Origin of the sequence: Pseudodesulfovibrio thermohalotolerans (assembly GCF_021353295.2) — a bacterium.
Lineage (GTDB): Bacteria > Desulfobacterota > Desulfovibrionia > Desulfovibrionales > Desulfovibrionaceae > Pseudodesulfovibrio > Pseudodesulfovibrio thermohalotolerans.
Genome location: NZ_CP120635.1, coordinates 1,986,720 through 1,999,835, shown reverse-complemented (window position 1 = coordinate 1,999,835; position 13,116 = coordinate 1,986,720). Strand labels below are relative to the sequence as shown.

Genomic DNA, 13,116 nt, shown 5'->3' with positions numbered 1-13,116 from the left:
TCACATGGTTGATCGCGGATGGAATCTCCGGTGCAGGTTCTTCAGCCTGCTGGACTCCACATGGGTATAAATCTCGGTGGCGCTGATGTCCGCATGACCCAAAAGAATCTGCACGGCGCGCAGGTCCGCGCCGCCCTCCAGCAGATGTGTGGCAAAGGAATGCCGAAAGGTGTGAGGAGAAATGGGCCGCTTTATGCCCGCGGCCTCGGCGTATTTCTTGATGAGTTTCCATACGCCCTGGCGAGTCAGCCCCTTGCCCGATCGATTTAAAAACATGAAATCCATGCACGGCTTGAATCCGGGCCGGGTGAACTCCAGATAATGATTGAGAAAATCCTGGGCCGTATAATGGATGGGGATAAGCCGGTCCTTGGCGCCCTTGCCGAAGACCTTGAGCATCCCGACCTGGGGGTCGTAGTCCAGAACCTTCATGCCGATAAGCTCGGAGACTCTCAATCCGGCAGCATAAAGAAGCTCCAGCATCACCTTGTCGCGCATACCAAGCGGAGTGGAGGTGTCGGGCAGGGCGAGGACTCGTCCCATCTCTTCACGAGTGAGGAATTCCGGCAACTTGCGTGGCAGCTTGGGATTTTCAAGAAGTTGCCCGGGGTCTTCCTTGTACCATTTCTCTCCCACAGCGAAGGCAAAGAAACCACGAAGGGAGGAGAGGTGACGCGCCAGGGAACGGCTCTTCAACCCTCTGGCCCGCAGATGTGTAAGATAAAGAAAGAGGGTCCTGTCCGTCAGGTCCTTCAGGGCAAAGGACTTCTCTTCCAAAAAGGCGAGCAGGGAACCGAGGTCGTTGGCGTACCCCGTCAGGCTGTTCTCGGACAACCCCTTTTCAATCAGCAGGTATTCAAGATAACGGTCCACCCAGGGATGACTATACTCGTTGATGTTTTTTTCTTTTTCCGGGTGTGTCATAATCTTTGCCGAATCGGTTTGATACTATTAAAGTATTGGATGATATCCTGGATAAAAAGGTAATTGCCACACTGCACGGGAAACAAGCGCAATTGTCAGCATCCTTGCTACCAAGGTGAGGGTCAAAGCGCAATGGTTCGCATTGACACTGGGTCATGCCCCCATTATGAAAGTTCTTCAATATCGGATTTCAAGGAGAGATATACATGTCTGATTTCAAATTGGCCGACCGTTTGTCGACCCTGCCTCCGTATCTTTTTGCCGCCATTGACAAGGCCAAGGCGGAAGTAGCCAAGAAGGGCATGGACATCATCAGCCTGGGTATCGGCGATCCCGATCTGCCCACCCCGGATTTCATCATCGAAGCCCTCTACGAAAGCGCCAAGAAGGCCCCGAACCACAGGTACCCGGACTACATCGGCATGTTGGCCTACCGCCAGGCCGTGTCCGACTGGTACAAGCAGCGCTTCAACGTCGACCTTGACCCCGAAACCGAGATCGTCAGCCTGATCGGCTCCAAGGAGGGCATCGCCCACTTCCCGCTGGCCTACGTCAATCCCGGCGACACGGTCCTGGTGGCCACTCCCAACTATCCGGTATACGGCATCGCCACCGAATTCGCCGGCGGCAGGGTAGAGTATCTGCCTCTGCTTGAGGAAAACGACTTCCTCATCGACCTGGACGCGGTTTCCGACGACACCTGGGCCAAGGCCAAGATGATCTTCGTCTGCTACCCGAACAACCCGACCGCAGCCACGGCGACCAAGCCGTTTTATGAAAAGCTCATCGAAAAAGCTAAGGAATTCAACGTAATCGTTGTTTCCGATGCCGCCTACACCGAAATTTACTACGATCCCGAGAACAAGCCTTTGTCCATCATGGAATGCAAGGACGCCAAAGACGTCTGCATCGAATTCCACTCCTTGTCCAAGACCTACAACATGACCGGCTGGCGTATCGGCATGGCCGTGGGCAACGCAAGCCTCGTCGCGGGCCTTGGCAAGATCAAGGAAAACGTGGACTCCGGCATTTTCCAGGCCGTGCAGGAAGCCGGCGTCGCCGCCCTGAGAGAGGGCGAGCCCTTTGCCGAAAGCTTCCGGGCCATCTACAAGGAGCGCAGGGACGTGGTCAGCGCCGCTCTTACCAAGATCGGCATCAAACACCGTGTCCCGGACGCATCCTTCTACCTGTGGTGCAACGTCCCCGAAGGGTACAAGTCCGCTGAATTCGTGACGAACGTGCTCATGAAGACCGGCGTGGTGCTGACTCCCGGCAACGGCTTCGGCACTCCCGGGGAAGGGTACTTCCGCATTTCCCTGACCGTGAACAACGACAAGCTTGAGGAGGCCGTATCCAGAATTTCGAAACTGTGATCTGCTACGTGAGCCTAGGCTCCAACGTGGGAGACACTGAAGAAAACCTCCACGAGGCACTGGTCCTGCTTGAGGACTACGGCGACGACATCCGCTTGCGGAAGGTCTCTGATTATTACGTGACCGAGCCCCAGGGGGAGGTCAAGGATCAGCCATGGTTCACCAACCAGGTGGTGGAGCTTGAAATCGACGCCGAAATCTGGTCGCCGCCGGGTTTCCTGTCCACCTGCACGGCCATCGAAGCCAAAATGGGCCGCACCAGGGCTGTCCCCGGCGGCCCCAGGCCCTTGGACATGGACATCATCGCGTGGGGCGACACCGTTATGGACATGGATTTCCTGACCCTGCCGCATCCCCGCGCCAAGGAAAGGGCGTTCGTCCTCGTGCCGCTCAAAGAGATCGCGCCGGATTATGTCTTCCCTGACGGCACAACCGTCGACGAGGCCCTGGACGGCATAAAGTACAGGCTGGAAGATCGCAAGATCTGGCAGGACTCCTGATAAAACCAACCAACGAGGCTACCCATGCTTAAATTCCTTGTCATCGCGGCTGCATTGTTCTTGGTCTACAAGCTCTTCATGGGCGACAAGCAAAAACGGGACAAGCAAAAGGACAAATCCATCAAGCAGAAGGTTGCCTCTGGTGAAATGGTCAAGGACCCGTCCTGCGGCACCTATGTGGAAAAAGATGGCGACATCCGTGTTCGCGAAGGGGATAAGGTCCACGTTTTCTGTTCCTACGAATGCCGGGACAAATACCTGAAGCGCATCGGCGCATCGGTCCCCAAGGACGAAGAATAGGCGACCAGCCCATACCCAAAAGACAAAGGCCCGACTTAGGGCCTTTTTTTGTGCCCTCATTCCGGCCAAAGCCCGTTTCTACACCAGGAGGAACGTCCGCACACAAATCGGCTTAAAACGCGACACAGGCGAATTGTCGAAGGCATACGAACGAACAAGCGCCGTCCACGTTCTGATCCGGGTCTCGTAAGACAAGGATGCAGACATCGGAATACAAAAGGGGATTCCCCTGAAACGCGCTGACTCATTAAAAGTCGTAAGGCCGCAAAGAGTCGGGGGCATCATCCTCTGGACAAGACACATTCCTTGCCCATCCCAAAAGTCCCCACAATTTATTTCACTCCAGATTTATTCCTGAGCAACGTTACCCGCCAAGACGATGCCCACAGTCGGCCTGCGAGGCAAAAATGCGGCACAGGGCATTTGTCGAATCCACTTATTCGGCAAGCCATCAGTAGGCGACGATCTACGTAATCCAATTCGAACACTTTAAGTTTTTAAGTTCTTATTTTCAGTATGTTGTGAATTTGTCTCATAATATAAATTATGTAAACTTTGAACAAATGAAGGCCGAAACAAGGGTAATCGTCACCCTCGAAATTTGCCCTTCGACTTCTCTTCAGTCCGAACGAGGAATGCCTCAAACCGACCTGTGGACATTCGAGCTACCGATCAAGGTGACCATTGAGCATTTTTTATGCGGCTGTTAATGATGCCCCATCACAAACAGACAAAAAGGCCGTTACGGCCAAATTTGAGGAACAATGAAATCGAGACTCGTATTTTCGCTTCTGGCGGCTTTTTTGGCGTTTGCCGGAATGACCCCCGCCCATGCCAAAGAAAAACAGTCCTTCGAGCAATGGCTTGAACACTACCGGGCCTGGGACAGATTGGAAAAGGAATATGCTCATGAGCCCTCCGCCGACACTCCCGGCGCCGTGCTCAAACGCGCTCAGGTCTACCTGAACCTCAATTCTCCGGACAAAGCTCTTGAACTCATCGAAATGACACCCGCTTTTCCCGGGCAAGCCGAAGCCGACCGCCTGTGGCTCGGAGGCCAGGCTCATAGAGGTCTGGGCGATCTAACCAAAGCCGTGCTCTGGTACACCCAAGCCGCCAAATTCATGCCCGACGAAGAGGTTCTCTCCCGATTCAAGGCTGAGCCCGATCTGGAACCCATCTGGCATGATGTCTGGCTTAAAATGTACTGGTCATGGCTTGCAAACCACACTCTTTCCAGGGATTCCCAGAAGGAGGCCCTCGATCTGATTATGACCGTTGGCCTCAAAGTCTGGCCCAACGAATTTTGGAACGGCGTCCACGCTCTCCTGAGCAACAAGACGCTGGCTGCCAATTCGACAACAGATGTTGCGGTGCCCGCCACTGTCCTGGTGCCGCAGAACGACACCATGCTCATCGCCCAGGCTATGGCAGCAGTTTCACTTGAGAAATTCGATGAAGCCACGGCCCATATCGCCAAGCTGTCCAACGAGATGGTCCGCCAATTCTGGACTTCAACCCTGTATTTCCTCAACAGCGGCAACACTCCCACAAACGTTGATGCATTTCTCGAAGGAAACTACCTCAAGGCTCATGCGTTCTGGTCGGGCAATATCCTGGCCCCTTACTCCAAGTCGCGAACCGATTGGTTTCTGGGCAATCCAGACTCCGCCGCCTGGACCAAGTTCCGCAACAACATCCTGAACATGCCCGCGGTCGAGGCGGAAAAGGCCATCGACAACGAGTTGGGCTCCATGCTCATTTCCGAGCAGACTGCCGCCTTGCTACGCAACTTCAAACTCGCCCTGTCGCTCGCCAACGGCAATACTCAGGCTGCCGCAACCACTTGGAACAGCACGGATAAAACATCGCTTCCTATCTGTTTGCGGTTGGCTGGGATGTTGACCTTCAAGGAACACTTGAACAAAGTTTTACCCGAAACACCGAGCGAAGCCTTCACCCTTTATCCCGTTTTGGCCGCTCTTTCCGGCGCCGCCGGCATGGACGTCCATCCCGATACCGAGGCCCCCTTCTGGACCGCCGCGCCGCAGGACCAATTGCAGGTTCTGTCCACTGTCAGCTATCCCCTGGATCGACTGTTGCTTTTGGCCTATTGGCAACAGCGTTTTGCCGACTCGCCCTCCGTTGAGTTGGCCAAGCGTGGCGCGTATCTTTTTGACGACACCTCCTTCGGCATTCGCAGCCTGATTTATCTCGCCGACGACGCGGTAAAGGCCAAGCAATTACAGCTTGGCGCCTTTTATCTGAACCGGATAGACGAGACCACCCTGCCCCCCGAATTGCGGATGGCCTGGCTGGACATCAAAACCCGGCTGGAACTGGACGCGGGAAGCCAGGGCAAAGCCCTTGAAACCTATCAGGACATGGTCAAAACCGACGAACCCATTCCGGTGATGACCCGCCTGCGTATGGCGCTTCTCTACCAGCAGCGAAGGGAATACGAGGCCGCTCAAAAGGAACTGTTGGCCATGTGGGATGCCCGCGCTACCATGACCACAGCTTTGCAGGCCGAGACCTTGTTTTGGCTCGGTGAAGGCGAACAGGCCATGCGCAATCCCGACAAGGCGCTGGACTATTACCTTAAATTGGCCTGGCAATATCCCCAGGAAAACATCTGGGCCTTGACCGCCATGTATCGCGCCTCCCTGATCTACGAAAAACGGGGCAAGTACGAAACTGCCAAAAGACTGCTCGGCACGGTGGTGCGCAACGCGGCCCGCAAGGAGCAGCGAGTTGCCGCCCAGGCCCGCATCGACGCCATCGACAAAAAAATGGGTGAAGAAAAAAGCGAGGGTGAAAGCACCCTGATCTACCCGTTCTAGACCGTGACGGCACGACTCTCCCTCGAATCGGCCCGGCAGGGTGCCTTGCGCACCCTGCCGGTGGCCCTCAGCGTCTTTGCCTATGGCATGGTCTACGGACTGCTTACCCGCCAGGCTGGCTTGAGCATGACGGAATCAATCCTGTCCAGCGGGCTTGTCTTTGCCGGTTCGGTCCAATTCGTAGCCTTGGACATGTGGACACATCCGTTACCCATAACGGCCCTGATCTTCACCACATTCATTGTAAATCTCCGCCATGTGCTCATGAGCGCGTCCCTGGCTCCGTGGATGCGCGGGCTTCCGCCCCGCACCACCCTGCCTCTGCTCTTCCTCCTGGTGGATGAAAGCTGGGCCATGACTTACGGAGCCGTGCAGCGGGACAAGGCGGACATCGGTTTTCTTCTGGGCAGCGGCCTGCTCTTGTGGGCTGCCTGGATGGGAGCCACCATCACGGGCAGGCTGGCCGGAGCCGCCATCCCCGATCCCGAGGCATTCGGCCTCGATTTCGCCTTCACCGCCGTGTTCCTGTCCCTGCTGGCCGGGCTCTGGAAGGGAAAAGGCGACATTCCTCCGTGGCTTGCGGCTGCTGTTACCGCTCTGGCGGTTCATCATTTCCTGCCAGGAAAATGGTACATCGTGGCCGGAGGACTGGCCGGAAGCCTGACCGGATTGTGGGGTGCCAATGCAGACAGATAGCCTGCTCGCCATACTCGGCATGGCCGCCGTCACCTACCTGACCCGCATAAGCGGCCCATGGCTGGTGCGGCTGGTTCAGGGCAACCGCCGGGTGGAAGCGTGCCTGTCCCGCTTGCCGGGCTCCATCCTGACCGCCCTTCTCGCCCCCCTCGTCTTTACCGTTGGAACGGCAGAGGCCATCGCTTCGGGCGTCACCCTCCTCGTTTCCCTGCGATTTCGGAATATGCCCCTCGCCTTGGCGGCTGGTGTCGGCTCACTGGTCCTTCTGCGCCATTTCATATAATCAACTCAAGGAAATGAGAGGGGTATTCATGCGCATCGAACGTGGCGGCAAAGACGATTTCCCGGAACTCCTCGCCGTATGGGAGGCATCGGTCCGCGCGACCCACGACTTCCTGTCCGAAGAAGACATCCTATTCCTGAAGCCGCTCATCCTAGAGCGATACTTCGATGCCGTGGAATTGCGCTGCGCGCGAAACGCCGAAGGCCTCATCCTTGGCTTCTGCGGAGTCGGCGGAAAAACCCTGGAGATGCTTTTCATCCGACCAGAATGCCGGAACAACGGCGTCGGCACGGCTCTTTGCCGCCATGCCGTGGATACGCTCGGCGTGACCAAGGTGGACGTCAACGAACAAAATCCTCAAGCCTTGGGCTTTTATATCAACTTCGGTTTCAAGGTTGTAGGCCGCTCCTCTCTGGACGGGCAGGGAAAGCCCTTTCCACTCCTGCATTTGGAACTATCCTGATACCGCTGCCGCTTTCCTCCTCTTCTAGGCTTCGCGGTCTCCCTATCCAGCCCCTGTTCTGACAAAGGGCCCGTCGAGCACGAACACCGAAAACGAAATCGTGATTCTGTTCTTGTCACATACTTGCCTTATTGCGGAAATACTCCCGTCGTTTTTTCCGGGTATGTTTCGCCATCCTGTGCTGAGGGAAGAGCTAAAGAGAAATTCCTTACGCAGACTAACTTCCGTGTGAATCGAAAAAGGCCCCGCCATCTGGAATGGGCCGGAAGTTTTTCTGTATATTTTAGCATCGCCTTCAAGGGCGTTCAAAAAGGAATCTCTTATGCAAACGGTCAACTGGCAAAATCCGTATGACTCCGTCACGGCTTCCCGTTCCTGGTACAAAGGCAACCTCCATTCACACTCCTCGCCCGCCAGCCCGTGCGGCCGCATTTCGCTGGATGAACTGCTCCTCTGCTACGAAGGCAAAGGATATGACTTCATCTCCGTCTCCGACCATATGGGGATCACCCCTGCCCAACATCCCAATCTGACACTCCTCCCGGGATTCGAGTGGAACTCACGCATGGGCTCCATGGGCGACTCCGTCGTTTCCCATCAGGATCACCTCGGCCTCTACAGCCTCGACAGCGAGGCTCTCGCGGCCCTGCTTCCGCCGAGAGAGCTACGGACCCTGCTCGCTTCCGACCGAAATTCGGTGCTGACCGTCATCAACCACCCGAACTGGAAACTTCCGCGCCACTATGATCTGGCCACCCTGCTGACCACCGCCCCCCATGTTGACGGGATGGAAATCTATAATGCCGTGATCGATCGCCTGGAAGGAGACGCCTACGCCGTCAGGGAATGGGACATCCTGCTTAGCTCCGGCTTCCGGCTGTTGGGTTTTGCCAGCGACGATGCGCACCAAAGCGACGGTGTCGGCCGAGGGTGGATTATGGTCAACGCCGACGACAAATCGCCCGAAAGCATCTTCGATGCACTCGGAAAAGGCCGGTTCTACGCGTCGAACGGACCGGCTTTCACACACATTGAACGGGAAGGGGACACGATCCGAGTCAGCCTGCCCGACAAAGCGCTGATCCGGGTGATCGGTCAGGCGGGGATTTGCCTGAAGACAGAACTCTCCGAAGCCTTGGAGTGGAGCTTCCAAGAGCACACCACGCCCTACGCGCGGGTTGAGGTGCACGGGAACTACGGCTGCCAAGCCTGGACGCAACCTTTCTTCCGCTAGAAGAACCCCTTTCAAAGGACCCATCATGGCTTTCAAATCTTCCCTGCAAGCGGCGCAGGTACGGGTAGCGTATCTCCTTGTAACGCCTGCCACTCTGCTACTGTTCCTTCTACTCATAGGCCCGCTGCTCGTGGTGTTCGGCCTCTCCTTCACGGACTGGCAGTTCGGCAGCGACACCCTGGAGTTCATCGGCTTGCGCAACTATGCGCAGATTTTCGCCGACGAAACATTCAGACGTTCTTTCGGCAACACGTGCATCTATACACTCGTCACCGTACCGCTCACCATCTTCATGGGACTTGGCGTGGCCCTGCTTATCGAATCAGGCCAATCCCTCAAGAAATTCTACAGGGCAGTATTCTTTTTGCCTGTGATGACCTGCTCCGTGGCCATGGCCATCACCTGGGAATTCGTTCTGCATCCGCGGGTGGGACTGGCCGCCCACATACTCCCCCTCTTCGGACTGGGAGGATTCGAGCTGCTTCACAACGAAAACACGGTGCTGATTACACTCTGCGGCATAGGAATCTGGCAAAACATGGGATTCAACATGGTCCTGTTCATGGCCGGGCTTTCCGGAATCCCCAAGGAACTGCACGAGGCCGCCGCCCTGGACGGTGCGGAAAGCGGGTGGAGTCGCTTCTGGTTGGTGACTTGGCCGCTGCTTTCGCCGGTGACCCTGTTTGTCTCGATCATCACGACCATCCGTTCCTTTCAAGTCTTCGACGCGGTTCACGTCCTGACCCAGGGCGGCCCGAACAATGCCTCGGAAGTGCTCATCTACACCATGTTCAAGGAAGCCTTCGAATTCTTTCGCACCGGATATGCGTCGGCGATCACGGTGATTTTTCTCCTTTGCGTTCTCGGATTCACCCTCATCAAAACCTATGTGGCCGAAAAACACGTCCACTACAATTAGGAGCGGGACATGAAAACAAAACACTTCCGCTGGCAGCCTTTCCTGCGACACGCAATACTGCTTTCCGGCGCATGTATCATGCTGGTTCCCTTTGTATGGATGTTTCTGGCCTCCCTGCGGCCGCCGGAGGAAATCTTCAACAGCGGCTTTCAACTCCTTCCGGAGCGCTGGTACGTGATCGAGAACTACAGCAAGGCGTTTACGGCCCAGCCCTTGCTGACGTTCATGATAAACGGAGCCATCGTGACCAGCGCCATTTTCGTGCTCCAAGCCTGCATCGCCACGCCGTGCGCCTACGCCTTGGCAAAACTGGACTTCAAAGGGAAAAAACTGCTGTTCACCCTTATCCTGGTGGGGCTGCTGATCCCGGCGCAGGCCATATCCATTCCGGTGTACCTGCTCCTCTGGAAGCTTGGCGCATTGGACTCGTACAGCGCGCTCATCATCCCCTGGACCATATCCGTTCTGGGCATCTTCCTGATGCGCCAGTTCTTTCTCACCGTTTCGGATGAAATCCTCGACGCCGCGCGCCTGGACGGCATGAGCGAATTCAGCATTATTTGGCGCCTCATGGTTCCCATGGCCGTTCCGGCCCTTACGGCCTTCGGCATCATCTCCGTTGTCGCTCACTGGAACGATTATTTTTGGCCCCTGATCGTCCTGAGCAGCAAGCACACCTATACCCCGCCGCTCGGCGTCAGCTTCTTCGCCAACGACGAAGCGGGCAACGACTATGGCGCGCTCATGGCCGCGGCCACCGTCATCATCGCGCCTCTCGTCGTGGGCTTTTTGGCCGCTCAGGAAAAATTCATCAAAGGTATCGCCATGCAGGCAGGGCTGAAGGGTTAGTCCGTCTGCTTGAAAAACGTTTAGACCTCAAATCGGAGAACCTCATGAAAAGATTTGTACTCATTGCGGCATGTCTCGTGACCTGCCTCCTGGCCCAAAACGCGTTCGCCAAAACCACCATTACCCTGGAATACCCCTACGCTTTCATGTTTAGCGAGGTGCACAACCGCATCATCGAAGCGTTCGAGGCGAAAAATCCGGATATCCACGTGGAAATCCGTTCGACTTACGACAGCTATGAAGATGCGACCCAGAACGTGTTGCGCCAGGCCATGACCGGCAACACGCCGGACATCACCTTCCAGGGCCTCAACCGTTTCCGCATTTTCGTGGACCGTGGGATCGCCCAGCCCCTGGGACGATTCATCAAGCAGGAAAAAGATATCAGCGCCGAAGGCTTCCACGAAGGCATGATTAATTCGGGCCGGTTCAAAAACGATATCTACGCCCTGCCCTTCGCCATCTCTCTGCCCATCGCCTATTACAACATGGATCTGGCCAGAAAGGCCGGCTACACGGAAGAAACTCTTCCCAAGACCTGGGACGAGGTCATCGCTTACGCCGCCAAGGTGGACGCCCTCGGCGACGAAGTGGACGGCATGTTTTTCGATTACGGTATCACCGGAAACTGGCTTTTCCAGGCCCTTGTCTTCTCCCAGGGCGGCGCCATGCTGACTCCCGACGAGAAAAAAGTCGCCTTTGACGGCCCGGAAGGTAAATGGGCCATGAACACCTTCCGCGACATGATTACCAAGGGCAAGCAGCCCAACAGCAGCCGCAAGGCTTCCAAGACGAACTTCGTCACCGGCAAAACAGGTTGCTACTTCACCTCCACCTCTACCTTGGCCGCTTTCAACAAGAGCATCGGCGGCCTGTTCGAATTGAAAACCGTTCCTTTCCCGAGCGTCAAACCCGGCGGAACCCTGCCCGCAGGCGGAAACGGCGTCCTCATGCTCACCAAGGACAAAGAGAAGCAGGAAGCGGCTTGGCGCGTCATCAAGTTCTGGTGCGGTCCCGAAGGCGCGGAAATCGTCGCTCGCTACACCGGCTACATGCCCGCCAACCAACTGGCTGTAAAAAACCTCAAGGAATTCTACGAAAAGAATCCGAACAACCTTACCGCCGTCAAAAGCCTGCCCCTTATGACCGGCTGGTATGCCTTCCCTGGTGCAAACGGTCTGAAGATCACCGATGTGATCTATGAAGGCATGGAGAGCCTGGCCACCGGGAAGACCACCGACGCCGATGGTGTTCTCAAGGACGTCGCGCACAAAGTGCAGGCCCTCCTTCCCCGCTAACACCCCACTACAGGGAGGAGGGAAACACCCTCCTTCCTGCCTCTGGAGTATTACACCTTGAAATTCAAGACATTTACCAAGCGGCCGATCATCGCCGCGGTACGGACGGAAAAAGAATTTCAGCTCGCGCTGAAAAGTGAAGTCTCCACCATTTTCATGATGGGAGGCACCGTCTCCCTTGTACGGGACCTGGCCCGTCAGGCCTATGAGGCGGACAAGCACATTTTCTTCCACGCCGAACTGGTGAAAGGACTGGGGCGCGATCAGGAAGGGATAGCGTTTCTGGTGGAGCAAGGTCCTTTGAACGGCATTGTCTCAACCAAGCCCCACCTTCTCGCGGCGGCAAGGGACCTCGGGGTGACCACCATATTGCAGATTTTCCTCATCGACACCCAAGCTCTGCACACCGGCATTCGAAACATAGAATCCGTCAAGCCGGACGCGGTTGAACTCATGCCCGGCCTGGTCCCCTCCATTGCAGGACAATTCAAGGCGTTGCTAAACGTCCCCCTGTTCGCCGCAGGACTCATCAGGCACGAACACGAGGTTCGGTCCATGCTGGATGCGGGGGTGGACGCACTGGCCATGAGCGAACAACGCCTCTGGAATTTCCGCAATGAAAAATAATTTTTCAAAATATTCAACATATATATTCGATCTCGACGGGTGCATTCATTTCGGAGAAACCGTTGCCCCCGGTGCTTCCGAGCTTGTATCGTTGCTGAAGAACCAGGGAAAACGCATCGCCTTTTTGAGCAACAACTCCACTCATTCTCCGCGCTCCATGCAGGACAAACTGCGGGGAATGGGGATTAGCGTAAAGCGCGAACAGATTTTCCTGGCGTCCACCATAACGGGAATCCACCTGCTGCAACGTTTTGGCGGGACGAGCGTGTGCGTGGCGGGAACAAAAAGTCTCGTGCGCGAAATTGAATCGTTCGGCCACACCTGCATTCCGATTCACAGTGAGAACGCGTGCACCATCATGCTGCTCGGACGCGACACGGCCTTTTCCATGGACACCCTGCGCCACTGCGCCAGACACGTGCAGCAAGGGGCGGAATTCTACAGCACCAATATGGATCTTTATCATCCGAGAGACGACGGGATGCGCGAACCGGAAACCGGATCGCTGGCCGCCGCCGTCGAAGCTGTGACCGGGCGGAAGCCCCAGGCCGTCACCAAGCCGGAAGGCTATGCCTTTCAGCACATCCTCGACACGCTCGGAGTCACGCCTTCGGAATGCCTCATGGTCGGGGACACGCCCGCCACGGACATTGCCGGGGCCATCGCCGCAGGCATCGACGCCTGCTGGCTGACCAACAATGCGACGCAATACCCGGACAATCTGAAGGAGCCCCGCCTTGTGCTTCCTTCAACATACGCCCTGTATCAGACGGTTGCCCAATCCCATCATCAACCTTTGTAGGAGCG

At 56.3% G+C, this 13,116-nt stretch carries 14 protein-coding genes; 13 read left to right on the top strand and 1 reads right to left on the bottom strand.

All coding sequences use genetic code 11. The annotated features are described in order from the left end of the window. Complete coding sequence (xerD, locus tag LF599_RS09490) at positions 1-924, bottom strand: site-specific tyrosine recombinase XerD (RefSeq protein WP_279520567.1); 924 nt, start codon at positions 922-924, stop codon at positions 1-3. Between the two features lie 206 nt (positions 925-1,130). Between xerD and LF599_RS09485 the strand changes: the two genes are divergently transcribed. From LF599_RS09485 to LF599_RS09425, 13 genes are all read left to right on the top strand, one after another. After that, complete coding sequence (locus LF599_RS09485) at positions 1,131-2,297, top strand: LL-diaminopimelate aminotransferase (protein WP_279520566.1); 1,167 nt, start codon at positions 1,131-1,133, stop codon at positions 2,295-2,297. Then, the gene (folK, locus tag LF599_RS09480; RefSeq protein ID WP_279520565.1) at positions 2,294-2,797 is read left to right on the top strand and encodes a 2-amino-4-hydroxy-6-hydroxymethyldihydropteridine diphosphokinase; all 504 of its coding nucleotides are present in this window, start codon (positions 2,294-2,296) and stop codon (positions 2,795-2,797) included. Before LF599_RS09485 ends, folK begins: the two co-directional genes overlap by 4 nt. A 24-nt stretch (positions 2,798-2,821) precedes the next feature. Continuing rightward, positions 2,822-3,097 carry a transcriptional regulator gene (locus tag LF599_RS09475; RefSeq protein WP_269943681.1) on the top strand — a complete coding sequence of 92 codons (276 nt, stop codon included), beginning with the start codon at positions 2,822-2,824 and terminating at the stop codon, positions 3,095-3,097. Positions 3,098-3,861: 764 nt separating this feature from the next. After that, on the top strand, positions 3,862-5,940 hold the full coding sequence (locus LF599_RS09470) for a tetratricopeptide repeat protein (RefSeq protein WP_279520564.1): 2,079 nt from the start codon (positions 3,862-3,864) through the stop codon (positions 5,938-5,940). Between the two features lie 3 nt (positions 5,941-5,943). Further along, entirely contained in the window at positions 5,944-6,636 is a 693-nt protein-coding gene (locus LF599_RS09465; RefSeq protein WP_279520563.1) for an AzlC family ABC transporter permease, read from the top strand. Further along, positions 6,623-6,919, top strand: a complete 297-nt coding sequence (locus tag LF599_RS09460; RefSeq protein WP_279520562.1) for an AzlD family protein — start codon at positions 6,623-6,625, stop codon at positions 6,917-6,919. The genes LF599_RS09465 and LF599_RS09460 overlap by 14 nt, the downstream gene beginning before the upstream one ends. 28 nt (positions 6,920-6,947) lie before the next feature. Beyond that, positions 6,948-7,382 (top strand): GNAT family N-acetyltransferase, encoded by a 435-nt coding sequence (locus LF599_RS09455; RefSeq protein ID WP_269943747.1) that lies wholly within the window; start codon positions 6,948-6,950, stop codon positions 7,380-7,382. 322 nt (positions 7,383-7,704) lie between these two features. Continuing rightward, a complete protein-coding gene (locus tag LF599_RS09450) occupies positions 7,705-8,616 on the top strand; it encodes a PHP-associated domain-containing protein (protein ID WP_269943685.1) in 912 nt (303 codons plus the stop codon). 25 nt (positions 8,617-8,641) lie between these two features. Further along, positions 8,642-9,535, top strand: a complete 894-nt coding sequence (locus LF599_RS09445; protein WP_279520561.1) for a carbohydrate ABC transporter permease — start codon at positions 8,642-8,644, stop codon at positions 9,533-9,535. Positions 9,536-9,544: 9 nt separating this feature from the next. Next, positions 9,545-10,384, top strand: a complete 840-nt coding sequence (locus LF599_RS09440) for a carbohydrate ABC transporter permease (RefSeq protein ID WP_279520560.1) — start codon at positions 9,545-9,547, stop codon at positions 10,382-10,384. Positions 10,385-10,428: 44 nt separating this feature from the next. Continuing rightward, positions 10,429-11,682, top strand: coding sequence for an ABC transporter substrate-binding protein (locus LF599_RS09435; RefSeq protein WP_279520559.1), 1,254 nt, complete (start codon positions 10,429-10,431; stop codon positions 11,680-11,682). 57 nt (positions 11,683-11,739) lie between these two features. Next, positions 11,740-12,309 carry a glycerol-3-phosphate responsive antiterminator gene (locus LF599_RS09430; RefSeq protein WP_279520558.1) on the top strand — a complete coding sequence of 190 codons (570 nt, stop codon included), beginning with the start codon at positions 11,740-11,742 and terminating at the stop codon, positions 12,307-12,309. Beyond that, a complete protein-coding gene (locus LF599_RS09425; RefSeq protein ID WP_279520557.1) occupies positions 12,299-13,111 on the top strand; it encodes an HAD-IIA family hydrolase in 813 nt (270 codons plus the stop codon). Before LF599_RS09430 ends, LF599_RS09425 begins: the two co-directional genes overlap by 11 nt. Positions 13,112-13,116: the final 5 nt, after the last annotated feature.

What these genes read in the sequence shown, in the direction of transcription:
- xerD (WP_279520567.1), bottom strand. Translation starts at nt 924, where the DNA reads ATGACACACCCGGAAAAAGAAAAAAACATCAACGAGTATAGTCATCCC.
- LF599_RS09485 (WP_279520566.1), top strand. Translation starts at nt 1,131, where the DNA reads ATGTCTGATTTCAAATTGGCCGACCGTTTGTCGACCCTGCCTCCGTAT.
- LF599_RS09475 (WP_269943681.1), top strand. Translation starts at nt 2,822, where the DNA reads ATGCTTAAATTCCTTGTCATCGCGGCTGCATTGTTCTTGGTCTACAAG.
- LF599_RS09470 (WP_279520564.1), top strand. Translation starts at nt 3,862, where the DNA reads ATGAAATCGAGACTCGTATTTTCGCTTCTGGCGGCTTTTTTGGCGTTT.
- LF599_RS09460 (WP_279520562.1), top strand. Translation starts at nt 6,623, where the DNA reads ATGCAGACAGATAGCCTGCTCGCCATACTCGGCATGGCCGCCGTCACC.
- LF599_RS09455 (WP_269943747.1), top strand. Translation starts at nt 6,948, where the DNA reads ATGCGCATCGAACGTGGCGGCAAAGACGATTTCCCGGAACTCCTCGCC.
- LF599_RS09450 (WP_269943685.1), top strand. Translation starts at nt 7,705, where the DNA reads ATGCAAACGGTCAACTGGCAAAATCCGTATGACTCCGTCACGGCTTCC.
- LF599_RS09445 (WP_279520561.1), top strand. Translation starts at nt 8,642, where the DNA reads ATGGCTTTCAAATCTTCCCTGCAAGCGGCGCAGGTACGGGTAGCGTAT.
- LF599_RS09440 (WP_279520560.1), top strand. Translation starts at nt 9,545, where the DNA reads ATGAAAACAAAACACTTCCGCTGGCAGCCTTTCCTGCGACACGCAATA.
- LF599_RS09435 (WP_279520559.1), top strand. Translation starts at nt 10,429, where the DNA reads ATGAAAAGATTTGTACTCATTGCGGCATGTCTCGTGACCTGCCTCCTG.
- LF599_RS09425 (WP_279520557.1), top strand. Translation starts at nt 12,299, where the DNA reads ATGAAAAATAATTTTTCAAAATATTCAACATATATATTCGATCTCGAC.